We start from the raw sequence: 26081 nt of genomic DNA on the forward strand, positions 1-26081 counted from the left end.
GCTGTGGGCGGCGGCACCCTTGCGGGTGGTGTGTGGCCAACTCAGGAGATCCGTCTGACTACTCCGGATATCCGCAGAGGTTCCGCACTGGTCCGCACGGGTTGATGAGTGATGGTGACGGATGTCCTGAGTTGGCCACATGCGCGGAAGCTGCGCGGCGCGGCGCTGCCTCACAAGCGGCGGCCCTCCCCAGCCCGGCCGGCGGCCGCCCCGGCACGGATGCACGTCCGTCACGTTCAGCAGCACGCCCGAACTGGTCTGCTGGTGCGGTGATCCGAGCCGACGTCCCGCTGACCCTTCCCGTTCGCCCCGCCGACCCACCCAGGCCCCGGTTCCCGCTGGTCGCCAGCCTGGCCCCGCTGGCCGCTGCGGGGGTGATCTGGCTGATCACGGGCTCGGCATTCGTGCTGATTTTCGCGGTTCTCGGCCCGGTCATCGCCATGGCCGGCATGGTCGACTCCCGCCGAACGGGTCGTCGCTCCCGGCGTGCTGCGGAAGCCTCCGAGAAGCAGGACCTCGGCGCGCTGCGGGCGGAGGTCACCCTGCGCCACGAGCAGTTGCGCCGCCTGCGCTGGCAGCGCACCCCGTCGGCCAACGACATCGTGAGGGCCCCGCACGCTTCCCTGCGGGGGGCCGACGCAGGCTCGCGTGTCGGGGCGGGTGGCAGCATCGAGGTGAGCCTGGGATCCGGAGCGGTGCCCAGCGGGCTGCGGCTCGATGGTGGTTCCGGTCCCGACGACCACCGTGCCCTGCGCGACTGGGCCGCCACGCTCTCCGATGCTCCCATCGGCGCGGATGCTGGTGGCGGCATCGGCATTGTGGGGCCGCTCGCGATCGGGCGGGCTCTCGCCCGCGGGCTGCTGGTTCAGCTGGCCTGCGCCCTCCCACCCGACCAGGTCACCCTGTGCGTGCCCGGCAGCGGGTGGGCGTGGGCAGCCGGCTTGCCGCACGACGCGGGCCCAAATTCGGCGCTCCGGGTGGTGGTGTACGAGGCATCGAACGTGGGGGAGACCCCGGGGACGGCAGGGAATGGAGGAGGAGGAGGAGGAGGAGGAGGGTTAGGGGAGGCGCTGGTTGTGGCCCTTGCCCGGTCACTCGACGAACTCCCCTGGGGCTGCGACACCATCGTGCGCGTGCAGGGGCCGTCCCGGGCCGAAGTTCTGCGCTCCGGCGAACACGCCTGGGGAACAACATTCCGACCCGAGCTGATCACCGAGGCGCAGGCGCTGTGGGTCGCCGGCGAGCTCTCTGCCCGGGCAGGGACGGCCGGACTGGTGCGGACCCGGCGGTCGATCCCCGCATCCGTTTCTCTGGGCGAGTTGTCGGGGCACCTGGCTGGCGGCGGGCCGCGGTACCGGCGCTCCGCCGGGGTGAGCCTGAACTGCGTGATCGGTGTTGGCGAGCGGGGGGAGGTCTCGTTGGACTTGGTGGCTGCCGGGCCGCACGCTGTGATCGGTGGAACGACCGGGAGCGGCAAGAGCGAGCTGCTCGTGACGTGGGTGGCGGCGATGGCGGCCGCGGCGGGGCCCGCCGAAGTGACGTTCCTGTTGGTCGACTTCAAGGGCGGCGCCGCGTTCGCCCCGCTCCGCTCCCTGCCGCACTGCGTTGGGCTGATCACCGATCTGGACGGGCGCCAGGCGGCCCGCGCGCTGGACAGCCTGGCAGCCGAACTCACCTATCGCGAGCGAGTACTGCGCCAGGCCGGTGCGCGCGACATCGTCGATCTGGCGGTGCAGAATCTGGAGCGGACTCTGCCACGGCTCGTCATCGTAGTCGACGAATTCGCCACCATGCTCACGGCCTTCCCCGAGCTGCACGCTCTGTTCGTCGACGTGGCCGCGCGCGGCCGGTCCTTGGGGGTGCATCTCATCCTCTGCACGCAACGCCCCACGGGCGTCGTGCGCGACGCCCTGCTCGCCAACTGCACGCTGCGGTTGTCGCTGCGGGTGAACAACCGCGCCGACAGCGTCGCTGTTCTGGGCACGGATGCCGCGGCGGCCCTGTCCGCGGAGGAGCCCGGCCGGTGTCTGATCGCCGCGTCGTCCTCGGTGCCGTTGCTCTGCCAGGTGGCCACAACCTCGGTGCCCGAGATCCGCGCCGTGGCCGAACGGCACGGCAGCGACCCGGCCCTCCGGCGCCCCTGGCTCGACCCGCTGCCCGCCGGTGTGACCAGGGACGGTCTGCTCGCCCTGGTCGCGTCCGGCACAGCGGTCGACGAGACGACCGCCACTGCCGTGGACGCTGCTGCCGTGGACGCCACCGCGGTGAATGCTACGCGGGCCTCAGGGTCAGGGTCAGGGTCAGGGTCCCGCCGGGGGACCGACAGTGGCCCTGGGTGCCTCCTCGGGCTGCTCGACGAACCGGAATTGCAGCGCTACCGCGTGGCCCGGTACGCACCCGGCACCGACGGGAGCCTGCTCGTGATCGGCGGGGGACGGTCGGGCAAGAGCTCGGTCCTGGACTCGATCGCGGCCCAGTACGCATCCGTCGGCACGGTCGACCGTCCGGGCGGCGATATCGAATCCGTTTGGGACGCCCTCGTCGAGGCGCGCCATCGCCTCGAGGCCGGCGGGTCCCCGGCCACCCGACTGCTGATGCTCGACGACTTCGATTCTGTGCACGCCCGCTGGGACCAGGAATACCGTCCGGCGGCCCTTGAGCTGCTGGCCGGACTGCTGCGGGACGGCGCGGAGGCAGGCCTGCGCATCGTCGTCGCCGCGCAGCGCCTCACGGGATCGCTGCAGGCGCTGTCTGCGCTGTGCCACAGCCGCCTGGTGCTCCGCCTGCCCGATCTGACCGAGCATGTCGCGGTCGGGGGCGTGGCTGCGCTGTTCGACCCTCGTCTCCCCCCGGGCGGGGGCAGCTGGCAGGGTCACCGCATCCAGCTCCTCCAACCAGACCGGCACGAGCCGAAGCCTGAAGCCCTGCTGCGCCCTGGCCCGGCGGGCCTGGATCCTGCGACGTTCCTCGGCCGGCCGGGCCGCACCCTGCTCGTCGTGTCGGGAGCCCCGGCCCGGGCGGCCGCGTCGATCGGGGCGGTGCCCGGCATGCGGGTCGTCGACCTCGCTGCGGTGTACCCGGCGGCGGCGACCGCGGCGGGGGTACTGCCCGATGGTGCGCCGCTCAGGCTGGCCGAGGCGGAGACGGCCACCGTCTTCGTTGGCGACGTGGACGCGTGGCAGGCGCAGTGGTCCCTACTGGGCGCCCTGCGGCGGAACGCCGACCTCGTGTTCGACGGGTGCAGCCTGGCCGACTACCGGGCGATCAGTCGTCGCCGGGACCTGCCGCCGCCGCTGGCACCGGGCCGAGGCCGGGTGTGGGTGCTGCAGCCCGACGGAACCGTGCAGCGGTCCACGCTGCGTCCGCCAAGGCTGGGGCCGGGGCGGACGTCCCATTGACTAGCTTCAGGCCAAGTCGCCCACCACTTCGCAGCGCATCCTTCCAGCCTCGGTTCGCGATCAGCCGGACGTAGGGCAGTGTCGCAGTCGTGAGCGCATAGGTGCTCGTGGTCGGCACGGCACCGGGCATATTGGCGACGCAGTGGAACAGTGCCTGGTGCATCGTGAATGTCGGATCAGCGTGCGTCGTCGGAAGGGAGCCGGCGAAGCATCCGCCGTGGTCCACGGCGATATCCACGAGGACGCGGCGATGGACCGCGTTATCCTGTGCGAAATCTTACCGTCGCCCTACGGCTCTTTTCGGATGAAAATATCGCCGATGGGTACTGATTTCGTGCGTGAGATGAGCTGAAATTAACGATTCAGTCACTCTTGGGTGCGCCGGAGGCGGTCCTGTGCGAGTATCAACCAACTCGCTATGCAAGCTGTGAGAGCTCACCCGCTGAGAAGTGCAAGGAGACCCGACCATGAAGCCCAGGCCGTTGCCCGCCGATCCCATGATTGCTCAGCTCGTGCGCCAGGCTCGGGCGACGACGATGGGGCGCCGCACGCTGCTCGCGGGAGCCGGTGGCGGGGCCGCGGCACTAGCGCTCGCCGCGTGCTCGACCGGTGGGGCAGCCAAGCCCACCGCCGCTCCCGACAAGTCCGACAGCAGCAAGCTCGTGCGCTGGGACAACTGGGCGCTCTACATCGACGTCGACGACGCCGGAGGCTACCCCACCCTGGATGCGTTCACGGCCGAGACCGGTATCAAGGTCGAGTACACCGAGGCTGTCGACGACAACAACACCTACTACGGCAAGGTGAAAGACCAGCTCGCTCTCGGCCAGGACATCGGCGCCGACACCGTCTGCCTGACCGACTGGATGGTCGGCCGATGGATCCGGTTCGGCTACACCCAGGAACTGGACCACGCCAACATCCCCAACCTCAAGAATCTTCTGCCGTCCCTGAAAGACGTGGGCTTCGACCCCGGACGCACCATGAGCGTGCCGTGGCAGGGCGGGTTCGCCGGCATCTGCTGGAACAAGGAGAAGCTGCCGAACGGCCTCGCGTCGGTCGAAGACCTGTGGAGCCCCGACCTCAAGGGTCGGGTCGGCGTACTGTCCGAGATGCGCGACACCATGGGTCTGATCATGTCCGACATGGGTGTCGACATCGCTGGCGATTGGGGCGACGATGAGTTCTTCGCCGCGATCGACGTTCTGGAGAAGCAGGTTTCCGACGGTCAGGTGCGCAACATCAAGGGCAACGCCTATAAGGAAGACCTCATCAATGAGGACACCCTCGCCGCGATCGTCTGGTCGGGCGACATCGTGCAGCTCAACGCCGAGAACGGCGACAAGTGGGAATTCGTGGTCCCTGACAAGGGCGGCACTTTGTGGAACGACAACTTCCTGGTTCCGATCGGCGCCCCGCATAAGGCGAATGTCGAGAAGCTCATCGACTACTACTACGACCCGGCCGTCGCCGCGGAGGTCGCCGCCTACGTGAACTACATCACTCCCGTCGCCGGGGCCAAGGAATCCGCCATGGCGATCGACCCTGAGCTCGCCAACAACCAGCTGATCTTCCCGGACGACGCGACCCTGGCCAAGGCGCGGGTCTTCCGCACCCTGACCGGCGCGGAAGAGCAGAAGTACGACGCCGCGTTCCAGGGAATCCTGCTGGGCTCGTAGGCATGAACAGCGGAGTATTCGCCAGCACGGGCGCCGACCTCGAGCTCAGAGGCATCCAGAAGAGGTTCCCGGGCTTCACCGCGATAGAGCACCTTGACCTGAAAATCCCCGCCGGGTCGTTCTTCGCCCTGCTGGGTCCGTCCGGTTGCGGCAAGACCACAACGCTGCGCCTGGTGGCCGGCCTCGAGGAGCCGACGAGTGGGCGCATCCTGATCGGTGGCACGGATGTGACGAACCAGAAGTCCTTTCAGCGTCCGGTCAACACGGTGTTCCAGAGTTATGCCCTCTTTCCGCACATGACCGTGCTGGAGAACGTCGCCTTCGGGTTGCGCCGGCGCAGGATCGGCGACCCGGTCGCCAAGGCCCACGAGGCGCTGCGCCTGGTGGAACTGGACCATCTCGCCTCGCGCCGGCCGCAGCAACTCTCCGGTGGGCAGCAGCAGCGTGTGGCCCTCGCCCGCGCGATCGTGAACCGCCCGGCGCTGCTGCTGCTCGATGAGCCGCTCGGCGCGCTTGACCTGAAGTTGCGGCGTCAGATGCAACTCGAACTCAAGACCATCCAGGAGGAGGTCGGCCTGACCTTCCTTCACGTCACCCACGATCAGGAGGAGGCCATGACCATGGCCGATACCGTCGCGGTGATGAACAAGGGCCGGATCGAGCAGATGGGTGCCCCCGAGGAGCTTTACGAGCTGCCGCGCACGGCATTCGTCGCCAACTTCCTCGGCCAGTCGAACCTGTTCACGGGCCCGGTCGTCGGCAGTACCAGTGAGGCTATCTCGGTGGACGTGGCCGGCCAGAAAGTCGTGGTCCCGACGGCCCGCGCGCACCGGCACACCGGCGAGGTGACCATCGGCGTGCGACCGGAGAAACTGAGCCTGCACCTGACCGAGCCCGTCGATGACGTTGCCCGCAACGTGATGGGGCCCGGCCGCGTGCTCGACGTCTCTTTCAGCGGTGTCAGCACCCAGTACATCGTCGAGGTGCCTGGCATCGGCAACCTGATCGTCTTCGCGCAGAACGTGGCGTTCGGCCCCGTCACCCACGAGGGGTCCGAGGTGTGGATGAGCTGGAACATCGAGCACGGGTTCGGACTCGAGGACGACGCGTCCGCGGAGCCCCGCTTCGAGGCCGACGACACCACTCGGAGCATCGCGACGCAGAAGCGCTCCTCCCTGCTCACGGAGCTTGAGGGAGCCTAGGATGGCGTTCGCGGCATTCTCCGCCGGCACCACCGCGCCCGAGGCGGCGCCCCGCCGCAAGAGCCCGATCGCCCTGCTCCTGCTGTTGCCGGGCATCCTCTACCTGGTGCTGTTCTTCCTGGCCCCGCTCGTATCGCTGCTGCTGACATCATTCCAGGCACCCTCGGGATTCGGTGACGTCGGCCAGTACGGCTACGCCTTCCGCTGGGAGAACTACGTCGAGGTGATCGCGGCCTACTGGCCACACATCATGCGCTCCTTCGGCTACGCCCTGATCGCCACGATCCTCGCCTTGGTGTTCAGCTACCCATTGGCCTACTTCATCGGTGTGAAGGCCAGGAACTGGCCGCTGTTGCAGAGCCTCCTGCTCGTGCTGGTGATCGCACCGTTCTTCATCAGCTTTCTGCTGCGCACCCTGGCCTGGAAGCAGCTCCTGTCCGACGAGTCTTTCGTGATCACTTCTCTCAAAGCCCTGTCGCTGCTGGCACCGGATGCCCATTTCACCGGCACTCCGTTCGCCGTGATCTTCGGGCTGACCTACAACTTCATCCCGTTCATGACCCTGCCGCTGTACACGACCCTGGAACGTCTCGACCTGCGGTTCCTCGAGGCAGGCAGTGACCTCTACGCGCATCCGTTCGACGTGTTCCGTAAGATCACGATCCCGTTGTCAATGCCCGGGATCGTGGCCGGCACGCTGCTGACTTTCATCCCGGCGGCTGGTGACTACATCAATGCGAGCCGCGACTTCCTCGGTGGGCCGGACACCCAGATGATCGGTAACGTGATCGAGGCCAACTTCCTCGTGCTGCAGAACTATCCGGCCGCGGCGGCGCTGTCGATCATCCTCATGTCGGTGATCCTGGTGATCGTGAGCGTCTATGTCAAACGAGCGGGCACGGAGGAGCTGCTGTGAAATTCTCCCTGGGCAAGTGGTTGCTGCCGCTCTACACGGTGTTGGCGCTCATCTTCCTGATGGTGCCCATCGTCTACACCTTCGTGTTCTCGTTCAACGACTCCCTCAAATCCAACATCACCTGGCGTGGGTTCACCTTCGACAAGTGGCTCAACGTGTGCCAGGTGCAGAACGGAGCGGTCTGCGAGGCGTTCGGCAACAGCATCCTGATCGGAGTCGTGGCCACGGTGGCCGCGACCACGCTCGGCACCATGATCGCGATCGCCCTGGTGCGCTACCGGTTCCGGTTCCGATCGCAGACGAGCCTGCTCCTCTTCCTGCCGATGGCGACGCCCGAGGTCGTTCTCGGGGCCGGTCTGGCCGCGCAGTTCCTGTCCGTGGGCGTGCCCAAGGACATGTTCACGATCATCCTGGCGCACACCATGTTCTGCATCAGCTTCGTGGTGGTGACCGTCAAAGCGCGCGTCGCGAGCCTCGACCCCGCGCTCGAGGAGGCCGGTCGTGACCTCTACGGTTCGGCGACCCAGGTGTTCGCACGGATCACCTTTCCGTTGTTGCTGCCCGGCATCCTCGCGGCCGCGCTGCTCTCCTTCGCGCTGAGCTTCGACGACTTCATCATCACCAACTTCAACTCCGGGGCCGTCACCACGTTTCCCAAGTACATCTACGTGTCGGCTGCCCGGGGCATTCCGGCCGAGGCGAACGTGATCGCGTCGGCGGTGTTCATCTTCGCCCTGGCGATCGTGGTCACCACCCAGGTGTCCCGCGCGGCCCGAGCGAAGCGGTTGGCGAAGCAGGGCTGACGCGCTCGGCTGCTCGGCACAGAGTTCCGACCCGGTCCGCGTTGGTGCGCGGGCCGGGCCGCTCTGCCGGTACTGCTGATACCGCTGGTGCTGTCCGCTACACGTAACTGGCGCGGATGTCCCCGACCGGGAGACCGCCGCCCTGCACCGCGAGGTGCAACTCGGGCACGATCGCATCGACGTCGGCCTGGGCTATCGCACCGGCATCCGCCAGCAGACGCAGGGCCACGATTGTGGTCGCGCGCAGGCTGCCGTCGAGCATCTTGAGGGCGACCGTTGTGCCGTTGGCGGCTGACGCCACGCACACGCCTTCCGCACCGGTCTTCACGAACAGGCCGAGACGGTCGATCACGACCGTGTCGGGCATGCCGGGTCCGGCGATGACCCAGCCGTTCAGTCGTATGGCCTCGCCGAGAAAACCGGCCTCGCGGTAGATCGCGAACGGCGAGTTCGACTTGGACGTGGCGATGCGGGCGATGCCGCGTGCCAGGGCGGTGAGCGAGAGCGCGTGAACCGGCGCACCGCACCCGTCGACGCCGGACGCGGACGGGCGTTCGCCCGTGAAGCGCTCGACCACGTCGAGAATGCGCTTCTGCAAAGGATGCCCGGGTTCGAGGTATCCGGACAGTGCCCAGCCGTTCTGCTGGCAGGCCACGAGCATCGCGGCGTGCTTGCCCGAACAGTTCATATAGATCGGGGCCTTGCCTGCACCCAGCCGCACCAGGGCGTCGCGGGTGGCGGAGTCATCCGGCCAGGCCGCCGGACAGGCGAGCGCCGTCTCGGGGATGCCGGCGCGGGCGAGAAGCCCGCGCACGAGGTCGGCGTGGCGCTGCGTGCCGGTGTGGCTTGCCGTGGCGATGGCAGCGTCTTCGCCGCGCAGGGTGACCCCACTGGCCATCACGGCGATGGCCTGGAAGGGCTTCATCGACGAGCGCGGAAAGATCGGGGTGGTCACGTCACCCAGGGCGCGGATGACCGCGCCCTCGCCGGTGAGCACAACGGCGCTGCCCGCATGCCTCGATTCGACGAAGCCGCTGCGCTCGACGACGGCCAGTTCGACCGCATCGGAGACGGTGAACGTCTGGCCGGCGTGGATGGGCAGTTCGAATGTCGTTGTCACGGTGTGTGCGTCGCGCTCAGAGCGCGGCGAAGGCGTCGTCGATCACCGAGAGTGCATCGTTCAGGAGCGCGTCGCTCACGGCCAGGCTCGGCAGGAAGCGCAGCACGTTGCCATAGGTTCCGGCGGTGAGCAGCAGCACGCCGTTCTGGGCGGCGTAAGCGGCGATGGACGCCACGGCGGCGGCGTTCGGCGCCTTCTCCGTGTCTCCGGTGCCGGGCTGCACGAGCTCGATCGCGATCATGGCGCCGCGACCGCGGATCTCGCCGATGATGTCGTACTTCGCCTTGAGGGAACCGAGGCCGACGCGCAGGGTCTTCTCGATGCGCGCACCCTCCGCGAGCAGGTCATTGCTCTCGATCGATTCGAACACCGCGATGGCCGCGGCGCAGGAGACCGGGTTGCCGCCGAAGGTTCCGCCGAGCCCGCCGGGCTGCGAAGAGTCCATGATCTCGGCTCGACCGGTGACGGCGGCCAGCGGCATGCCGCCCGCGATGCCCTTGGCGGTGAGCACGAGGTCCGGGATCCAGCCGAAGTGCTCGCTGGCGTAGTACTTGCCGGTGCGGGCCATGCCGCTCTGGATCTCATCGGCGATCATCACGACACCGTTCGCGGTGCACCAGGTCTGCAGTGCGTTGAAGTAGCCCTCGGCCGGAACCATGAAGCCGCCCTCACCCTGGATGGGCTCGACGACCAGGCAGGCCAGGTCGGAAGCTCCGACGACCTTCTCGAGGTATGCGATGGTGCGCGCCGCGGCATCCGCACCGCTCAGACCGTCGTGATACGGGTAGGAGCTGGGGGCGTGGTAGACGTCGCTGGCGAGTGGGCCGTAGCCGGTCGCGTAGGGCATGGCCTTGTAGTTCATGGCCATGGTCAGCACCGTGCGGCCGTGGTAGGCGTGGTCGAGCACCGCGACGGCGCGGCGGCCGGTGTGCTTGCGGGCGATCTTCACACCATTCTCCACGGCTTCGGCACCAGAGTTGATCAGCACCGACTTCTTCGGAAAATCACCCGGGGTGTGCTCGGCGAGAAGCTCGCAGACGCGCACGTATTCCTCGTAGGGCGTGATGGTGAAAAGGGTGTGGATGAAGTCCTGGGTCTGTTCGACGGCGGCCGCGACCACGCTGGTGTCGGTGTGGCCGATCGTGGTCACGCCGATGCCGGCACCCAGGTCGATGAACTGGTTGCCGTCGACGTCGACGAGGATGGCGCCGTTGGCCTTGGCGATGTAGACGGGAAGTGCGGATGCGACGCCACCGGAGACGACGGCGAGGCGCCGCTGCTGGAGTTCCTTCGAGCGTGGGCCCGGGATCGTGGTGACGATCTTTCGTTCCTGCGGCACCGTGTAAACCGGGGCGGCGGAGGTGGACGGGGAGGTCGAAGGCGTCAGCGTGTCAGTCATAATCCGTCCAGTTTACCGATCGATGCGACGGGAGGCGCGGCGAATTGCTGCGACAATCAGATCCCTGGCCGCGTTACGGCCCGTTGTCTGCCGCGGATGGGCCCGCAGAGCCGCGCAAATCGAAGGAGGCGCCGTGATCGGTGCACACCACCACTACGCCGTGAACATCGCCTGGACAGGCAATCGAGGCACCGGAACGAGCGGCTACCGGGACTACGGTCGGGATCACCTGATCACCGCCCTCGGCAAGGAGCCGATCGGTGCATCGGCCGATCCGACCTTTCACGGGGACGCCGACCGGTGGAACCCAGAAGAGCTGCTGCTGGCCGCCCTCAGTGAGTGCCACCTGATGAGCTACCTGCATGTCGCCGTGAAGCACGGCGTGCGGGTGGTCGCGTACTCGGATGACGCGATCGGGTCGATGGCGCAGACGACGGATGGCGGCGGACACTTCACCGAGGTGACCCTGCGACCGCGCGTCACGGTTGCCGACCCTGCCCAGGTCGAACTCGCGCAGTCTCTGCACGCGGAAGCCGCCGGCCTCTGTTTCATCGGCGCATCCGTGAATTTCCCCGTCGTGCACCAGCCGCAGACGGTCGCCGTCACCCCCTGAAGCCGGAAAATAGACCCCCACGAAACTCCGAGTATCCCCCCTGCAACGTCGGGCCGTGAGGTGCCTCCCCCTGCGTTCACGGAAAGGGGAGTGGAACTCACGGCTCGGCGTCGTGGTTGTGTGGTGGCTACAGGCCGGAGAGGGCGGTGAGGGTTTCCTCGATCACGGAGGCGGCATCGTCGATCAGTGCCTCGGAGATGACGACCGACGGCATGATGCGCAGCACGGAGTCCCAGCTGCCGGCATCCAGAACGATCACGCCGTTCGTGGTCGCGTGCTTGATGATCGCGGTGAGGGCCTCGGGGTATGGCGTGGTCGTGCCCGGGTGAACGAGCTCCACTCCGAACATCGCGCCCTTGCCGCGCACGTCGCCCACGACCGAGAACCGCTTCGGCCAGTCGCCGATGCGCGCCCAGAGGGCCTTTTCGACGCGGCGGGCCTCGCCGAGCAGGTCGTCACGCTCGATCAGGTCGAACACGGCGAGGGCGGCGGCCGTGGAGACCGGGTTGCCGCCGAACGTGCCGCCGATTCCGCCGGGCTGAACGGAGTCCATGATGTCGGCGCGGCCGGTGACGGCAGCGAGCGGGAACCCGCCGGCGATGCCCTTGGCCGTGGTGACGAGGTCCGGAACGACGTCGTGGTGCTCTATGCCGTACCAGGTTCCGGTGCGGGCGATGCCGGCCTGAATCTCGTCGGAGACGAAGACGATGCCGTTCTCGGTGCAGAATTCGCTGAGGCGTTTGAAGAAACCGGGGGCGGGGATGACGATGCCGCCGTCGCCCTGTACCGGCTCGATGAAGAAGGCGGCGATCTCGGTGGCGCCGATGTGGGTGTTGATGTAGTCGATGGTCTTCTCGGCGGCCTCTTCGCCGGTCAGTCCGTCGCGGTAGGGGTAGCTGGTGGGCACGCTGTAGATCTCACCGGGGAACGGGCCCATTCCGGCGCGTTCCGGCCAGGGGCGGTACGTCATGGCCATGGTCAGGTTGGTGCGGCCGTGGAAGGCGTGGTCGAGCGCAACGATGGCACGGCGGCCGGTGAACTTGCGGGCGATCTTCACGGCGTTCTCCACCGCCTCCGCACCGGTGTTCACCAGGATGGAGCGCTTCTCGAAGTCGCCCGGGGTGATCTCGGCGAGCTTCTCCGCGACGGCCACGTAGTTCTCGTACGGGGTGACCGTGAACAGGGTGTGGGTGATCTTGGCGGCCTGTGCCGCGGCGGCCGCTGCCACCTCGTCGTTCGCGTGACCGATGGTGGTCACACCGATGCCGCAACCGAGGTCGATGATCTGGTTGCCGTCGACGTCAACAAGGATCGCCCCGGCTCCGTGATCCATGTAGATGTTCGCCAGCGTGCCGGCGCCGCGGGAAACCGCGCGCAGTCGGCGTTCCTGCAATTCGACGGACTTGGGGCCGGGAAGGGCCGTGACGAGCTTGCGCTCCTGGGATACCGAATACTTGTCAGACATGACTCCAGCTTAGGTCGCGTCCATTTATGCGGTGTTTCCGGGCACCGGATGCCCGAACCGCCCAGCCTGCCGGCCCGGAGGCACGCGGGATTCCGGTGGCGGTGGCCCGGCCGAGCCCGCGAGTGTGGCTAACTCAGGAGATCCGTTGCCTGGGTTGCCGGGCCGCCACGGAGCAGTGCGAAACTGTTGAGAATGTGCCGTCCTGGCTGACAAATCTCCTGAGTTAGCCCCCCACCCGGCCGATGCCGCCGCAGTGCCCACGCGCGTGGCCCAATTCGTTCCTCCGTCCCGAGTCCCGAGTCCCGAGCCTTGAGTCCCTCGCCTCGAACGGATTCGACGAAGATTCTGGCCTAGACGGCTCAAAACTCGCAATAACGGGCGCTATCACCGAAAATCTCCGTCGAATTTGATCGACGCCGGGCACCGGCTCCGTCGTGAGGAGCGGAGCCACTCGGTCCGGTCAGACCTGACCCTCCAGGACCGTCAGCGCCACCCGTTGGACAGACGGTGCGCTAGACGCGTTCGCGCGGGAAGACCTTGTCGGCGATCTTCTGCAGCGTTCCGGCCGGGGGAGATTCGTTGTATTTCCCAGCCAGTTCCTGACGGGACAGTCCATGGATCGCGGCCATGATCTCGTCGGTCGCACCGCGCCGTGCCTTGCCCGACTCCGCGGAACCGTGGCGGCTCAGGTCGATGGGTTCCCCGAAAGTGACCGTGACCTTGCGAATGCGGGGGAACTTCGCACCAACCGGCTGGATTTCCTGAGTGCCGATCAACCCGACCGGCACCACGACGGCGCCGGTGGTGAGAGCGAGCCAGGCCACGCCCGTGCGGCCCTTGTACAGCCGTCCATCGAGGGAGCGCGTTCCCTCCGGGTAGATCGCGAAGGCGCTGTCCGCATCGAGGATGCTGCGGCCCGCGTCGAGCGCGTCCTGTGCGGCCTGTCCCGCGCCGCGTTCGACCCCGACCGCGCCGATCGAGGTAAAGAAGGTGCGCGAGATGAACCCCTTGACACCGGTGCCGGTGAAATACGTGGACTTGGCGAGGAATTGCACGCGCCGAGGCGCGACAAGGGGAATCACGATGCTGTCGATAAAGGACAGGTGGTTGCTGGCCAAGATCACGGGGCCGGTGCGGGGGATGTTCTCCCGCCCGGTGATGGTGGGACGGAAGACCAGGCGTGCGATCGGGGCCATGATCCCGTAGCCGAGGAAGTAGACGAAACCCGGCCGTCTAGTGGGCTCCGGTTGCCCCACAGTCGGGTCGACGGGAGGGACGTCCTGGGGTTCTTCTTTGGCACCGGTCATCCTTGGACCCTACCGCCACGGCCTGCCCCGGCACGAAAGATGGCAGTGCCACCTACAGTTGCAGAATGCGCAGACGAGTAGTAATTCTCGGGTCGACCGGCTCCATCGGCACCCAGGCCCTCGACGTGATCAAGGCCAATCCCACCCGGTTCGAGGTGGTCGGGCTGTCGGCCGGCAGCAACCGGGAGATGCTCGACGCGCAGGCCGACGAATTCGACGTGGAGCACACCGCACTCGGCGCTGACGAGGCCGAGCAGCTGGTGCGGGATGTCGATGCAGACGTCGTGCTCAACGGCATCACCGGCTCCGTGGGCCTCGGCCCAACCCTGGCCGCGCTGCGTGCCGGTCGCACCCTTGCCCTGGCCAACAAGGAGTCGCTGATCGTGGGCGGCGACCTGGTGAAGTCCCTGGCGGCGCCGGGGCAGATCGTGCCCGTCGACTCCGAGCACTCCGCCATAGCGCAGGCCTTGCGTTCGGGAACGGCCGGCGAGGTGCGACGCCTGGTGCTGACGGCATCCGGAGGCCCGTTCCGTGGCCGGCGGCGGGGCCAGCTGGCGACGGTCACTCCGGCAGAGGCGCTCGCGCACCCCACCTGGACCATGGGACTCGTCGTCACCACGAACTCGGCCACGCTCGTGAACAAGGGCCTCGAGGTGATCGAGGCGCATCTTCTCTTTGACGTGGAATACGAGCGGATCGACGTGGTCGTGCACCCCCAATCGGTCGTGCACTCCATGGTCGAGTACATCGACGGATCGACCATCGCGCAGGCCTCCCCGCCCGACATGCGCCTGCCGATCTCGCTCGGATTGGATTGGCCGAACCGCGTCGCGGCGGTCGGCGCACCGATCGACTGGACCACCCAGCAGCACTGGACCTTCGAGCCCCTCGACACGGCGGCGTTCCCGGCCGTCGACCTGGCCAAGCAGGTCGGGCGCGCGGGAGGCACCTACCCCGCGGTGTTCAACGCGGCGAACGAGCAGGCCGTCGCGGCGTTCCATGCCGGCGCCATCGGTTTCCTTGACATCGTCGACACCATCCAGCGTGTCGTCGACACGCATGAGCAGGACGGCCCGCTCACCCGTCAGTCGCTCGCCGGAGCCGAGGAATGGGCCCGCGCGACGGCTGACAAGATGCTCGCCCGCTGAGCGCAGCGCAGACAGCCCAGACAGCCCAGACAACGCAGCGCCGTTCAGGCCGTGTGCGGTGAAGCCCGGTAGCTGTCGGCCGTGGTGACGAGGGCATCCGCCCAAGGGGTCCTGACGACACCGAGTTCGCGTTCGGTCTCGGCGGAGTCGATGATGTACGGCATCAGGAACTGGTAGCTCGAGGCCCAGATCTCGTGCATCATCGGATTCACAAGGCCCAGCGATCTGAGCAGCCACTGGGGGTAGGCGGCGACCGTGCCGCGCGTGCCGTAGCGACGGTTGAGCTGGGAGGCGATGTCGTCGCGGGTCACAGCGGTGCTCGGCACGTGCCAGAGCCGGCCCCACTCACCCGGGTAGTCCGCGGCAGCCACGAGGGTGGTGACGATGTCCGGCAGATAACTCCAACTGTGTACCCGCCCGGGCCGGCCCACGACCCGCGCCGTCTCCGATTTCAGTATGGCGGCGAAGAACCGGTCACCGAGATGGGCGGTGCCCGTGACGCCGGGCCCGAAATAGTCGCTTGCCCGCACCTCGACGGCCGTGATCTCGCCGAGGGCGTGCGAGTCTCGCACGCGGTGCCAGGCTTCCTTCCGCACGAGACCCTTGGTCTCGGTGGTCGTCTCCGGTGAATGCTCGGTCATGGGCCCGGACGGCGATCCGTACGGGTAGAGGTTTCCCATCACGACCAGGCGGGCACCGGTCACGGATGCTGCCGCTATCGCCGCGTCGATGACCGGCGGCCACTGCGTGGTCCAGTCGGTGTATCGCGGATTGGTGCACAGGAAGATCGTCGACATGCCGGTTGCCGCCCGGGCGAAGGCTTGGGTGTCGCTCGCATTCAGCACGAGTGGCTCAGCCCCTGGGGCCGCCGCCCCGGAGCGCGTTCCTACGGTGACCTGATCGCCCCTGGCCGCCAGTCGTTCGGCGAGTGGGCGTCCGACCATGCCGACACCGACGACGAGCTGCTGGGGCATGAGTCCTCCTGATGTGCGGTCGACGTCAGTCTTCGTCGTCGCAGTCGTCTTCCTTCTTCTTGCACTTACCGTTGTCCTTGTCGCTGCCCTTGTCAACGGAGGTCGGTTCCTCGCTCGGGATCGGGGCTGGTGCCACGGTCGGCTCGGGCTTGCTCGCCTCGATCGCGGAGGCCAGATCGGCGGACACCAGGTTGAGGGCGGACTGGATCTTGGCCGCCCGGGCCGCGCTGACCTGGTCGGCCGCGGCGGCGGTCAGCAGGTCGGCCTGCACCGCCTCGAGCGAGGCCTGGGCAGCTTCGAAGTCGCCGGCCGCTGCCGCCGTGGTGAGGGTTTGCACGCCCGACTGCAGCTGGGCTGCCGTCGTCTCCTGCAGATCCGGGGGAGGGCCTGAGCATCCGGTCAGGGCGGATGCGACGAGCACGACGGCGGCCAGCGCGATCGACAGGCGGGCACGGGGCATCACGGCTTCACGCTTTCCTGGAGCTGCTTCAGATTGGTGCCGAGAGACCCTTCGACTGCCGGGTAGGTGACGGCAGGGGTGACCGGTTCGACAGCCCGCGGCGAGAAGACCACGACCGCGAGGATGATGAGAGCGACGAGAACGCCGAGGGGAGCCAGAACTCGGGGGCGGCGCCACGGGGGAGTGGTGGCGTCCACGGAGGCGCTGCCCGGAGAACGTGCAGGCGCGTTGCCGTCAGCTCGCCCGGTTGCGGCGGCGGGAGCGCCAGCCGGCGTCAGGAGCTCGGTGGCGGCATCCGCGCCGGGACTGGCCATGACACTCGTGGCAGCCATCACCGCGGTGGGTTCCAGTCGCTCGGTGGCGCCGAGCACCGCGGTGGGTTCCAGTTGCTCGGTGGCGCCGAGCACCGCGGTGGGTTCCAGTTGCTCGGTGGCTCCCGGTGCGCCCATGGCCACGGTGATCGCGGTTCCGGTGCTCTCCCCGGTGACCAGGCATCGCAGTTGCACGGCCGCGTCCCCGGCGCTGAGCCGATCCGCGGGCTCGCGGGTGGTCATGCCGCTGAGAACGTCGGCCCACGCCTGTCCCAGCCCCGCCGGGATGTGCGGCTGACGCTGCAGCCTGGCCATCGCCGACTCGATCGCGGTGCCGGAGAAGGCGCGCTCGCCGGTGAGGCATTCGAGCAGCACGAGCCCGAGCGAATAGACGTCGCTGGGCGGGCCGATCGTGGTTCCGAGCGCCTGCTCTGGGCTGAGGTAGCCGGCCGTCCCCAGCAGCGACCCGGTCGCGGTGAGGCGGGTCGCGTCGAAGAGTCGGGCGATGCCGAAGTCGGCCAGCTTGGCGTGCATGGCACGGCCGGGGAACCCCGACGGGGCCAGCAGCACGTTCGCCGGTTTGATGTCACGGTGGATGATGCCCTGCGCGTGGACGTAGTGCAGCGCTTCGGCGAGGTCGGCGCCCATGAAAGCTACTTCATCCGGATTGAGGGCACCGGCGGCGATCTTGCTGCGCAGGTCCGTGCCATCCACGAGTTCCATCACAATGAAAGTCCGCGAAACGCCGTCGATCACGGCGGTCCCGGCATCGAACAGGGTCACCAGCGCGAAGTGGTTGAGGCTCGCGAGCACCGTGACCTCGCCGCTCTGGCGCTCCGGCCCGGCGTCGTCGGCCGTGTCCAGCCGGAACAGCTTGACCGCGACCGTGCGTCCCAGAAACAGGTCGGTGGCTCGGTAGACGGATGCCATCCCGCCCGTCCCGAGGAGGGCATCGATACGAAAGCGGTCGGCCAGGCTGATGCCGATGGGGCCGACGGTGGGTTGCTTGGACAGAGGGGACCTCCTCGTGGATCCGTCAAGTCAAGCAAACCACACCTTGCATAAAGAACGGCCAGCGCCCTCGCAGGCTGGAGTGGGTACTCTACGACTGTGGAAACCGTGCTGCTGTATATTCTGGGCGTTCTGATCGTCGTGGTCGGCCTTGCCCTGTCCATCGGACTGCACGAGATCGGGCACCTGCTTCCCGCCAAGCTCTTCGGCGTCAAGGTCACCCAGTACATGATCGGCTTCGGCCCCACACTGTGGTCCCGGCGCAAGGGCGAGACCGAATACGGCGTGAAGGCAATCCCTCTCGGCGGCTATATCGCCATGATCGGCATGTTCCCGCCGGCCAAGGAGGGAGGCAGGGTGCAGGCATCCAGCACCGGTTTCTTCAACCAGCTGGTGCAGGAGGGCGAGCAGAAGAAGCCCAGCGCCATGGCAACCATGGTCGACGACGCCCGCCAGTCCAGCGCCGACACCATCGGCGAGGGCGAGGACCACCGCGCGTTCTACCGCTTGCCCGTTTTCAAGCGTGTGATCATCATGCTCGGCGGGCCCACCATGAACCTGCTGATCGCGGTCGTGCTCTTCACCGTTCTTCTGATGGGATTCGGAACGGCCCAGAACGGCACCACCGTCGGCAGCGTGTCCGAGTGCGTGCTGCCGGCCTCGAGCACCCGCCAGACCTGCGATCCTGCCGACGAGAAGGCGCCTGGCGCCGCAGCCGGCCTGAAGCCGGGCGACCGCCTGATCAGCATGAACGGCACGCCCCTCGACAGCTGGGACCAGTCCACCGAGATCATCCGCGAATCGCCGGGCGCCCCGCTCGCCGTGGTCGTCGAACGTGACGGCTCCGAGCTGACCCTGACCATCACCCCGAAACTCACCGAACGCTACGTGACGGATGCGGCGGGCCAGGTGGAGGAGGATGCCGCCGGCGAGCCGGTGACCCAGGAGGTCGGCTTCGTCGGAATCGGCGCGATGCGCGAACTCGTGCCGCAGCCGGCGACCGCGGTGCTGCCCGCGGTCGGTGAGAACATCAATGCTGTCGTGCACATGATCGCGAACCTGCCGCAACGCATGATCGACATCGCCACCGCGGCCTTCGGCCAGGGGGAGCGCGATCCCAACGGCCCGATCAGTGTCGTCGGAGTCGGCCGTGTCGCAGGCGAGATCGCGAGCATCGACGCCATCCCGGTTGACAGCAAGATCGCGAGCATGCTCGGCCTCCTGGCCTCGCTCAACGTGGCCCTCTTCGTGTTCAACCTGGTGCCGCTCATGCCGCTCGACGGCGGCCACGTCGCCGGCGCGCTCTGGGAGGGGCTGCGGCGCCAGATCGCCAAGCTGTTCAAACGCCCCGATCCGGGCCCAGTCGACACGGCGAAACTAATGCCGCTCACCTTCGCCGTCGTGGTCGTACTCGGCGCGATGAGCCTGCTGCTGATCTATGCGGACATCGTCAAGCCGATCAATATCTTCGGCTGACTTGCGGCGGTCCCCGCTAGCGGGAGAGCAGGAGCGCCTCACCCTGGCCGCCGCCGCCGCAGAGAGCGACGGCGGCTTTGCCGGTGCCGCGCCGGGCCAGCTCGAGCGCCGCGTGCAGCGCGAGGCGGCCGCCCGAGGCGCCGATCGGATGTCCGAGTGCGATCGCCCCGCCGTGAATGTTGACCTTGTCCGCAGAGAGCCCGAGCTCCCGAGTCGATTCGAGCGACACCGCCGCGAAGGCCTCGTTGATCTCCACCAGGTCCAACTCATCGGCCGTCCAGCCCTGGCGTTTCAGGGCCAGGTGGATCGCGTTCGCCGGCTGAGAGTGCAGCGAGTTGTCCGGCCCGGCAACCTGGCCGGAGGCCCCCACCACGGCCAGCCAGCTCAGCCCGTGCTCCTCGGCGTAGCGGCGACTGCACAGCACGAGCGCGCTCGCACCGTCGCTGAGCGGCGAGGAGTTACCGGCCGTGACGGTGCCGTCCGGGGCGAAGGCAGGGCGCAGTCGGCTCAGCGTCCCCGGGGTGCTGTCGGCGCGCACCCCCTCGTCGGCGGCGACCAGCAGCGGTTCGCCCTTCCGCTGCGGAATACCGATCGGAGTGATCTCGTCGTTGAAGACACCGGAGGCGGCGGCCGCGGCGGCGCGCTGGTGCGAGGCGGCAGCGACGGCGTCCTGATCCACGCGTTGCAGGCCGAGACGCCCGTTGACCTGCTCGGTCGAGAGGCCCATCGAAAGGCCGTCGAAGGCATCCGTCAACCCGTCGTGGGCGGCGTGGTCGAGCATGGTGACGCTGCCGTAGGCCCAGCCCGTGCGCGAGCCGGGCATCAGGTGAGGGGCATTCGACATCGACTCCTGGCCGCCGGCCACCACGACGTCGGCCTCACCGAGGCGGATAAGCCGGGCCGCGTCGATCACGGCGGCCAGCCCCGAGAGGCACACCTTGTTCAGCGTCATGGCCGGCACGTTCCACGGGATGCCGGCGGCGATGGCGCTCTGCCGGGCCGGGTTCTGGCCGCAGCCGGCCTGTAGGACCTGGCCCATCAGCACGAAGTCCACTTGCTCGGGCTTCACTTCGGCGCGGGCCAGCGCCCCGATGATGGCGGCGGTTCCCAACTGCACGGCCGTAAGGCCAGCGAGTTGGCCGTTCACGCGGCCCTGCGGTGTGCGGGAGCCTGCGAGGATGACGACGTCGCTGTCGTTCACGGCGGTGGTGTTCATGGTCTGGCTCCTTTGTCGGGCCGATCGGGGGTATTGCGGCGGGTCGTGGCGGGGGCTCGGCCCGAGTGGGGCCACCCGGCATCCGTTCAGATTTCGCCCGGCCTCGGCGCGTAAGCTATCGCCGTGGCTGCAATCAACCTGGGAATGCCCAAAGTACCTGAAGTACTCGCTCCGCGTCGCAAAACGCGTCAGATCAAGGTCGGCAAGGTGCTCGTCGGCGGTGACGCGCGTGTCAGCGTGCAATCGATGACGACGACGCCGACCACGAACATCAACGCGACCCTGCAGCAGATCGCCGAGCTGACGGCATCCGGATGCGACATCGTGCGCGTAGCCGTTCCCAGCCGTGACGACGCCGAGGTGCTGCCGATCATCGCGGCGAAGAGCCAGATTCCGGTCATCGCCGACATCCACTTCCAGCCGAGCTACGTGTTCGCCGCGATCGACGCGGGCTGTGCCGCCGTTCGCGTCAATCCGGGCAACATCCGCAAGTTCGACGACCAGGTCGGAAAGATCGCCGCCGCCGCCAAGGCAGCCGGCGTCTCCCTCCGGATCGGCGTCAACGCAGGCTCGCTCGAGCCGAGCCTGCTGCAGAAGTACGGCAAAGCGACCCCGGAGGCGCTCGTCGAAAGCGCCGTCTGGGAGGCGAGCCTGTTCGAAGAACACGACTTCCACGACTTCAAGATCTCGGTCAAGCACAACGACCCCGTCATCATGGTCAAGGCCTACCGCCTGCTCGCCGAGCGCGGCGACTGGCCCCTGCATCTCGGCGTCACGGAGGCCGGGCCGTCGTTCCAGGGCACCATCAAGAGCGCTACGGCGTTCGGAATCCTCCTCGGCGAGGGCATCGGCGACACCATCCGGGTGTCTCTGAGCGCGCCCCCGGCGGAGGAGATCAAGGTGGGACTGCAGATTCTGCAGTCGCTCAACCTGCGCGAACGCAAGCTCGAGATCGTGTCCTGCCCGAGTTGCGGCCGGGCGCAGGTCGACGTGTACAAGCTGGCCAACGACGTCACCGACGGCCTCGAGGGTATGACCGTGCCCCTCCGGGTCGCCGTGATGGGCTGTGTCGTGAACGGACCGGGCGAGGCCCGCGACGCCGACCTCGGTGTGGCGTCGGGCAACGGCAAGGGCCAGATCTTCGTGCGTGGCGAGGTCATCAAGACCGTGCCGGAGTCCGAGATCGTCGCGACCCTGATCGAAGAGGCCAACCGGATGGCCGCCGAAATGCCGCCTGGCGAAGACTCTCTCGGCGCCCCCGTCGTGACGGTCGGCGCCAACTAGCCGAGTTCCGCCCAACCAATTCGACGGAGATTTTTGGGTAGAACTGCCCTTTGAAGGGTTGTGGAACCCCATTCGGCGAAATCCCCGTCGAATTCGTTGGGGACTCCATCGAACTCGGGGCGCACCACCGGCGCTTCCCGAGGGTGCGCCGCGCCCGCCGCCCGCGCGCCGTAAAGTAGGTGCGTGCCTATTCGTATGTCCAACTACTTTCTCCGTACCCTCCGTGAAGACCCCTCGGATGCCGAGGTCACCAGCCACCGTCTGCTGGTGCGGGCCGGCTACATCCGCCGTCAGGCCCCTGGAATCTTCGCGTGGCTCCCGATCGGCCTGCGCGTCAAGGCCAAGATCGAAACGATCGTGCGCGAGGAGATGGCTGCGGCCGGCGCCTTCGAGGTGCACTTCCCGGCCCTGCTGCCGCGCGAGCCCTATGAGATCACGGGCCGATGGGACGAGTACGGCGACGGCCTCTTCCGGCTCAAGGACCGCAAGGGCAGCGACATGCTCCTCGCGCCCACCCACGAAGAGGTCTTCACGCTTCTCGTGAAGGACCTCTACAGCTCCTACAAGGATCTGCCCCTGTCGATCTTCCAGATCCAGGACAAGTACCGCGACGAGGCCCGGTCCCGCGGCGGGCTGCTGCGGGGCCGCGAATTCACGATGAAGGACGCCTACTCCTTCGACTACACGGATGTCGGCCTCGACCAGAGCTACCGGGCCCAGCGTGACGCCTACGAGCGCATCTTCACCCGGCTGGGCCTCGAATACGTCATCGTGCAGGCGGATGCCGGCGCGATGGGCGGTTCCAGGAGCGAAGAGTTCCTGCACCCGACCTCTGTCGGCGAGGACACATTTGTGCGTTCGGCCGGCGGCTATGCGGCCAACGTCGAGGCGTTCCGCACTGTCGTGCCGGCGTCGATCGACTGGGCGGGCTTCCCGGCTGCCGAGGTCTTCGACACCCCGGACACCCCCACCATCCAGACACTGGTCGACCGGGCCAACAGCGACCACCCGCGCCCCGACGGTCGCGCCTGGACCGGCGCGGACACGCTCAAGAACGTCGTCCTCGCGCTCATCCAGCCCGACGGCACGCGGGAGATCCTCGTCATCGGCCTTCCCGGTGACCGCGAGGTGGACCTCAAGCGCGTCGAGGTCGCCGTCGCCCCCGCTGAGGTCGAGGCCGCGAACGAAACCGACTTTGTCAAGTTCCCCGGGCTGGTCAAGGGCTACATCGGCCCTTGGTCCGGCAACGGAGCGGTGCTCGGCGAGAAGTCTGCCACCGGCATCCGTTTTCTGGTGGATCCTCGCGTCGTCGAGGGCACCGAGTGGATCACCGGTGCGAACGAGACCGGCCGCCATGTCTTCGGGCTCGTCGCCGGCCGTGACTTCGCCCCCGACGGCGCCATCGAGGCCGCCGAGGTGCGGGCCGGTGACCCGGCTCCGGACGGATCCGGTCCGGTGGAACTCGCCCGTGGCATGGAGATCGGCCATGTCTTCCAGCTCGGCCGCAAGTACGCCGAGGCGCTCGGCCTCAAGGTGCTCGATGAGAACGGCAAGCTCGTCACCGTGACGATGGGTTCCTACGGAATCGGCGTGACCCGCATCCTCGCCACCATAGCCGAGCTGAACAACGACCCGAAGGGCCTGATCTGGCCCGAGACGGTCGCCCCGTTCGACGTTCATGTGATCGCCACCGGCCGCGACGAGGTCGTCTTCGAAACAGCGGGAACCGTCGTCGCGATGCTCGAGGGAACCCACCGCGATGTGCTCTACGACGATCGCCGCAAGGTGTCGCCCGGCGTCAAGTTCGGCGATGCGGAACTGATCGGCATACCCGTGATCGTCATCGTCGGCCGTGGCGCGGCCGACGGCATCGTCGAACTCTGGGACCGCCGCACCGGTGAGCGCACCCAGGTGGCCGTCGCCGATCTGGCCGACAGCTTCGCCTGACCAAAGCACGGCCTCGGAGCTCCGGCGCCCGCGAGACGGTCGCGGCGCACCCTGTGGATGCCGGCGCACGTTCTACCGTGCGCCGGACTCCGTAAGCTGCGCCGTGAGGGTCAAAGTCGAGCGAGTCGGGCCCGGGCGAGGCAGTAGAGGCCGTATGCGATGAGGCCCGCGCCGACCATCACCAGGATCGCCACTCCGAACGGTAGTTCCGCAAGTGACTTCAGGGCGCCATCCATGCCGGTGGCCTTCTCCGGGTCGAGGGTGAACGCGGCAACGGTGAAGAGGATGCCCACGGCCGCCAGGGCAATGCCCTCCGCTATGTAGCCCACGGAGCCCAGGATGACGACCACAGTGCCGGCCGGGCCGCGAGGAACCGTGATGCCGTCGGTGAACCTGTGGCTGGCACCGCGAAAGACGAATACGCCGCCGATGACGACCACGCCCAAGCCGGCGACGACGAGGAGGACAACGCCGCCGGGAATCGTCAGCAGCATTGCGGTTGAGTCGCTGGCGGTCTCCGACGAACTCGACGATGCCCCGCGCGCGAAGGTGAACGCCGTTCCCGCGATGAAGAGGAAGACCGCACCCTTGCCGATCAGGACCGCGCGGTGGGCCCACTTGCGCTTCGGATCCGGCGTTGGCTCGAGGAAGGCCTGCACCAGGTACCAGAGGCCGAGTGCGGTCAGGGCGAAGACCGCGACCCACAGCGCAATGACCCCGCCGGGGGTGTCTGACAGCTGGCCGAGCGCGCCGGACTGGTCCGCCGACCCGCCACCCGCACCTCTCGCCACACCGATCGCGATGGCGCCGATCAAGATGTGCAGGAGCCCGTTCGTGGCATAGCCGGCCCGGGCGAGCAATTGGAAGATGCGGCTTCCCTCGGCTGTGCGTGCAGCCTGCTGGGCGTTATCGGAGACGGAATCGGCGGCCATCCGCCCAGCGTAGCGCCGCGGCCTCGTCCGGGTGACGGGGTCCCGAGGATTCGGCTACCCTAGAACAAGCCCGCTGCGCAGTTTCGTGGCGGCAAGATCTGAATAGAGGAGGCCGGCCATGGACATCGACCTCAGCGTGTTGCGGCAGTTGGAGCGCGAGAAAGAGATCCCCTTCGAGGAACTCGTGCAGATCATTGAGCAAGCAATTCTGACGGCCTACGTGAAGCACACCCAGCAGGGTGAAGCCAGCACGAAGCAGGCCGTCGAGGAAGAGCCGGAAGCGCGCGTCGTACTAGACCGCAAGACCGGCCACGTCGACATTTTTGTGCCCGAACACGATGAAGAGGGCAACGTCGTCGGCGAAGCTGTCGACAACCCCACCGACTTCGGCCGCATCGCGGCCTTTGCGGCGAAGCAAGTCATCAACCAGCGTTTGCGTGACCTGGCCGATGACGCCGTGCTCGGGGAGTTCAAGGGACGCGAGGGCGAAATCGTCGCCGGGATCATCCAACAGGGGCCGAACCCCCGCATGATCCACGTCGACCTGGGCACGATCGAAGCGATTCTGCCTCCCGAAGAGCAGGTGCCGAGTGAGAGCTACGTGCACGGCCAGCGCATCCGCGTGTACGTCACCGCGGTCGGCAAGGGCCTGAAAGGCCCGCAGATCACCGTGTCCCGCACGCACCCCTCGTTGGTGCGGCGGCTCTTCGCCCTCGAGGTCCCGGAGATCGCCAGCGGCGTCGTCGAAATCGTGTCGCTCGCCCGCGAAGCCGGCCACCGCACCAAGATGGCCGTCCGTGCCACGGAACCCGGCGTCAACGCAAAGGGTGCCTGCATTGGCGAACTCGGTCAACGCGTGCGTGCCGTCACGGTGGAGCTCAACAACGAGAAGATCGACATCGTTGACTACTCGGCCGACCTCGCCACCTTCGTCGCCAGCGCACTGTCGCCGGCCAAGGTGACCAGTTCCTACGTGATCGACGAGTCGATCAAGGCCGTCCGTGCCCTCGTTCCCGACTACCAACTGTCGCTGGCGATCGGCAAGGAAGGCCAGAATGCCCGCCTCGCGGCGAAGCTCACGGGTGCGAAAATCGACATCCAGCCGGACAGCATTCTGGAGGACACGGAATAGGGGGTACGATGGACCCCGTTAGAACGTGCATTGGATGCCGTTCGCGCGCTCCGCGATCCTCGTTACTGAGGGTTGTAGCCCGAGAATCGGAACTCGTGGTGGATGAAACCGCCACTCTGCCTGGGCGAGGTGCGTGGCTGCATCCCACTACCGCGTGCTTCCAGGACGCACAGCGGCGACACGCTTTCGGGCGTGCCCTTCGCGTGACCAGTTCATTGGACGCGAATCAACTAGAGAACAGGCTGAACAGGCTTATGGATAACTAATGAGCGGCTCGAAATGAGACCC

Annotated in this window: 21 protein-coding genes and 1 pseudogene; 12 read left to right on the forward strand and 10 right to left on the reverse strand. The window is 67.6% G+C overall.

The features are described 5' to 3' along the window. The first annotated feature begins 269 nt into the window (after positions 1-269). The gene (locus tag E3O65_RS17330) at positions 270-3398 is read left to right on the forward strand and encodes an FtsK/SpoIIIE domain-containing protein (RefSeq protein ID WP_241988669.1); all 3129 of its coding nucleotides are present in this window, start codon (positions 270-272) and stop codon (positions 3396-3398) included. 1 nt (position 3399) lies between these two features. On the opposite strand, the pseudogene E3O65_RS17335 reads toward E3O65_RS17330, so the two are convergent. After that, positions 3400-3642: pseudogene (locus E3O65_RS17335) on the reverse strand (alanine dehydrogenase); the annotation flags it as partial. A gap of 223 nt (positions 3643-3865) precedes the next feature. Between E3O65_RS17335 and E3O65_RS15375 the strand changes: the two are divergent. From E3O65_RS15375 to E3O65_RS15390, 4 genes are read left to right on the forward strand one after another with little or no spacing between them, the layout of a single operon-like run. Next, positions 3866-5077 carry a polyamine ABC transporter substrate-binding protein gene (locus tag E3O65_RS15375; RefSeq protein ID WP_134364590.1) on the forward strand — a complete coding sequence of 404 codons (1212 nt, stop codon included), beginning with the start codon at positions 3866-3868 and terminating at the stop codon, positions 5075-5077. Between the two features lie 2 nt (positions 5078-5079). After that, the gene (locus tag E3O65_RS15380) at positions 5080-6279 is read left to right on the forward strand and encodes an ABC transporter ATP-binding protein (protein WP_134364591.1); all 1200 of its coding nucleotides are present in this window, start codon (positions 5080-5082) and stop codon (positions 6277-6279) included. Position 6280: 1 nt separating this feature from the next. After that, the gene (locus E3O65_RS15385) at positions 6281-7195 is read left to right on the forward strand and encodes an ABC transporter permease (RefSeq protein WP_134364592.1); all 915 of its coding nucleotides are present in this window, start codon (positions 6281-6283) and stop codon (positions 7193-7195) included. Then, positions 7192-7998 (forward strand): ABC transporter permease, encoded by an 807-nt coding sequence (locus E3O65_RS15390; RefSeq protein WP_174722332.1) that lies wholly within the window; start codon positions 7192-7194, stop codon positions 7996-7998. Before E3O65_RS15385 ends, E3O65_RS15390 begins: the two co-directional genes overlap by 4 nt. A gap of 97 nt (positions 7999-8095) precedes the next feature. On the opposite strand, the gene E3O65_RS15395 is transcribed toward E3O65_RS15390, so the two are convergent. After that, positions 8096-9118, reverse strand: coding sequence for an asparaginase (locus tag E3O65_RS15395; protein WP_241985698.1), 1023 nt, complete (start codon positions 9116-9118; stop codon positions 8096-8098). A 16-nt stretch (positions 9119-9134) separates the two neighbouring features. Beyond that, a complete protein-coding gene (gene gabT, locus E3O65_RS15400) occupies positions 9135-10517 on the reverse strand; it encodes a 4-aminobutyrate--2-oxoglutarate transaminase (protein WP_134364593.1) in 1383 nt (460 codons plus the stop codon). Positions 10518-10653: 136 nt separating this feature from the next. Between gabT and E3O65_RS15405 the strand changes: the two genes are divergently transcribed. Next, positions 10654-11130 carry an OsmC family protein gene (locus E3O65_RS15405; RefSeq protein ID WP_134364641.1) on the forward strand — a complete coding sequence of 159 codons (477 nt, stop codon included), beginning with the start codon at positions 10654-10656 and terminating at the stop codon, positions 11128-11130. Between the two features lie 127 nt (positions 11131-11257). Here the strand turns inward: E3O65_RS15405 and E3O65_RS15410 are convergent, their stop codons facing one another. Both E3O65_RS15410 and E3O65_RS15415 read right to left on the reverse strand, forming a co-directional pair. Beyond that, on the reverse strand, positions 11258-12595 hold the full coding sequence (locus E3O65_RS15410; RefSeq protein ID WP_134364594.1) for an aminotransferase class III-fold pyridoxal phosphate-dependent enzyme: 1338 nt from the start codon (positions 12593-12595) through the stop codon (positions 11258-11260). 512 nt (positions 12596-13107) lie between these two features. Then, positions 13108-13902 carry a lysophospholipid acyltransferase family protein gene (locus E3O65_RS15415; protein ID WP_134364595.1) on the reverse strand — a complete coding sequence of 265 codons (795 nt, stop codon included), beginning with the start codon at positions 13900-13902 and terminating at the stop codon, positions 13108-13110. Positions 13903-13967: 65 nt separating this feature from the next. Between E3O65_RS15415 and dxr the strand changes: the two genes are divergently transcribed. Next, positions 13968-15050, forward strand: coding sequence for a 1-deoxy-D-xylulose-5-phosphate reductoisomerase (gene dxr, locus E3O65_RS15420; RefSeq protein ID WP_134364596.1), 1083 nt, complete (start codon positions 13968-13970; stop codon positions 15048-15050). A 44-nt stretch (positions 15051-15094) separates the two neighbouring features. Here dxr and E3O65_RS15425 read toward each other — a convergent pair whose 3' ends face one another. Genes E3O65_RS15425 through E3O65_RS15435 form a run of 3 tightly spaced genes read right to left on the reverse strand, consistent with a single transcriptional unit; the run spans position 15095 to position 17809 of the window. After that, the gene (locus E3O65_RS15425) at positions 15095-16024 is read right to left on the reverse strand and encodes an NAD-dependent epimerase/dehydratase family protein (protein ID WP_134364597.1); all 930 of its coding nucleotides are present in this window, start codon (positions 16022-16024) and stop codon (positions 15095-15097) included. Positions 16025-16049: 25 nt separating this feature from the next. Next, positions 16050-16484: a hypothetical protein gene (locus E3O65_RS15430; RefSeq protein WP_134364598.1), complete on the reverse strand. Its 435-nt coding sequence runs from the start codon at positions 16482-16484 to the stop codon at positions 16050-16052. Next, positions 16484-17809 carry a serine/threonine-protein kinase gene (locus E3O65_RS15435; protein WP_338419199.1) on the reverse strand — a complete coding sequence of 442 codons (1326 nt, stop codon included), beginning with the start codon at positions 17807-17809 and terminating at the stop codon, positions 16484-16486. The genes E3O65_RS15430 and E3O65_RS15435 overlap by 1 nt, the downstream gene beginning before the upstream one ends. A 96-nt stretch (positions 17810-17905) precedes the next feature. Between E3O65_RS15435 and E3O65_RS15440 the strand changes: the two genes are divergently transcribed. Then, positions 17906-19282: a M50 family metallopeptidase gene (locus E3O65_RS15440; RefSeq protein WP_166785787.1), complete on the forward strand. Its 1377-nt coding sequence runs from the start codon at positions 17906-17908 to the stop codon at positions 19280-19282. A gap of 16 nt (positions 19283-19298) precedes the next feature. On the opposite strand, the gene E3O65_RS15445 is transcribed toward E3O65_RS15440, so the two are convergent. Continuing rightward, the gene (locus tag E3O65_RS15445; protein WP_134364600.1) at positions 19299-20498 is read right to left on the reverse strand and encodes an acetyl-CoA C-acetyltransferase; all 1200 of its coding nucleotides are present in this window, start codon (positions 20496-20498) and stop codon (positions 19299-19301) included. A 123-nt stretch (positions 20499-20621) separates the two neighbouring features. Between E3O65_RS15445 and ispG the strand changes: the two genes are divergently transcribed. Then, positions 20622-21782 carry a flavodoxin-dependent (E)-4-hydroxy-3-methylbut-2-enyl-diphosphate synthase gene (ispG, locus tag E3O65_RS15450; RefSeq protein WP_174722334.1) on the forward strand — a complete coding sequence of 387 codons (1161 nt, stop codon included), beginning with the start codon at positions 20622-20624 and terminating at the stop codon, positions 21780-21782. Between the two features lie 195 nt (positions 21783-21977). Then, complete coding sequence (locus E3O65_RS15455) at positions 21978-23729, forward strand: proline--tRNA ligase (RefSeq protein WP_134364644.1); 1752 nt, start codon at positions 21978-21980, stop codon at positions 23727-23729. 110 nt (positions 23730-23839) lie between these two features. Here the strand turns inward: E3O65_RS15455 and E3O65_RS15460 are convergent, their stop codons facing one another. Further along, the gene (locus E3O65_RS15460) at positions 23840-24661 is read right to left on the reverse strand and encodes a DUF1206 domain-containing protein (RefSeq protein ID WP_134364601.1); all 822 of its coding nucleotides are present in this window, start codon (positions 24659-24661) and stop codon (positions 23840-23842) included. Between the two features lie 118 nt (positions 24662-24779). Between E3O65_RS15460 and nusA the strand changes: the two genes are divergently transcribed. Further along, complete coding sequence (nusA, locus tag E3O65_RS15465; protein ID WP_134364602.1) at positions 24780-25793, forward strand: transcription termination factor NusA; 1014 nt, start codon at positions 24780-24782, stop codon at positions 25791-25793. Positions 25794-25801: 8 nt separating this feature from the next. Next, complete coding sequence (locus E3O65_RS15470) at positions 25802-26059, forward strand: YlxR family protein (RefSeq protein WP_134364603.1); 258 nt, start codon at positions 25802-25804, stop codon at positions 26057-26059. Positions 26060-26081: the final 22 nt, after the last annotated feature.

This window comes from Cryobacterium breve, from assembly GCF_004402375.1.
In the GTDB taxonomy this organism is placed as follows: Bacteria; Actinomycetota; Actinomycetes; order Actinomycetales; family Microbacteriaceae; genus Cryobacterium; species Cryobacterium breve.

Excerpts from the sequence above, each read along its gene's own strand:
- E3O65_RS15375 (WP_134364590.1), top strand. The coding sequence starts at position 3,866 with ATGAAGCCCAGGCCGTTGCCCGCCGATCCCATGATTGCTCAGCTCGTG.
- E3O65_RS15380 (WP_134364591.1), top strand. The coding sequence starts at position 5,080 with ATGAACAGCGGAGTATTCGCCAGCACGGGCGCCGACCTCGAGCTCAGA.
- E3O65_RS15385 (WP_134364592.1), top strand. The coding sequence starts at position 6,281 with ATGGCGTTCGCGGCATTCTCCGCCGGCACCACCGCGCCCGAGGCGGCG.
- gabT (WP_134364593.1), bottom strand. The coding sequence starts at position 10,517 with ATGACTGACACGCTGACGCCTTCGACCTCCCCGTCCACCTCCGCCGCC.
- E3O65_RS15410 (WP_134364594.1), bottom strand. The coding sequence starts at position 12,595 with ATGTCTGACAAGTATTCGGTATCCCAGGAGCGCAAGCTCGTCACGGCC.
- E3O65_RS15415 (WP_134364595.1), bottom strand. The coding sequence starts at position 13,902 with ATGACCGGTGCCAAAGAAGAACCCCAGGACGTCCCTCCCGTCGACCCG.
- dxr (WP_134364596.1), top strand. The coding sequence starts at position 13,968 with ATGCGCAGACGAGTAGTAATTCTCGGGTCGACCGGCTCCATCGGCACC.
- E3O65_RS15425 (WP_134364597.1), bottom strand. The coding sequence starts at position 16,024 with ATGCCCCAGCAGCTCGTCGTCGGTGTCGGCATGGTCGGACGCCCACTC.
- E3O65_RS15430 (WP_134364598.1), bottom strand. The coding sequence starts at position 16,484 with ATGCCCCGTGCCCGCCTGTCGATCGCGCTGGCCGCCGTCGTGCTCGTC.
- E3O65_RS15445 (WP_134364600.1), bottom strand. The coding sequence starts at position 20,498 with ATGAACACCACCGCCGTGAACGACAGCGACGTCGTCATCCTCGCAGGC.
- E3O65_RS15455 (WP_134364644.1), top strand. The coding sequence starts at position 21,978 with ATGTCCAACTACTTTCTCCGTACCCTCCGTGAAGACCCCTCGGATGCC.
- E3O65_RS15460 (WP_134364601.1), bottom strand. The coding sequence starts at position 24,661 with ATGGCCGCCGATTCCGTCTCCGATAACGCCCAGCAGGCTGCACGCACA.
- nusA (WP_134364602.1), top strand. The coding sequence starts at position 24,780 with ATGGACATCGACCTCAGCGTGTTGCGGCAGTTGGAGCGCGAGAAAGAG.
- E3O65_RS15470 (WP_134364603.1), top strand. The coding sequence starts at position 25,802 with ATGGACCCCGTTAGAACGTGCATTGGATGCCGTTCGCGCGCTCCGCGA.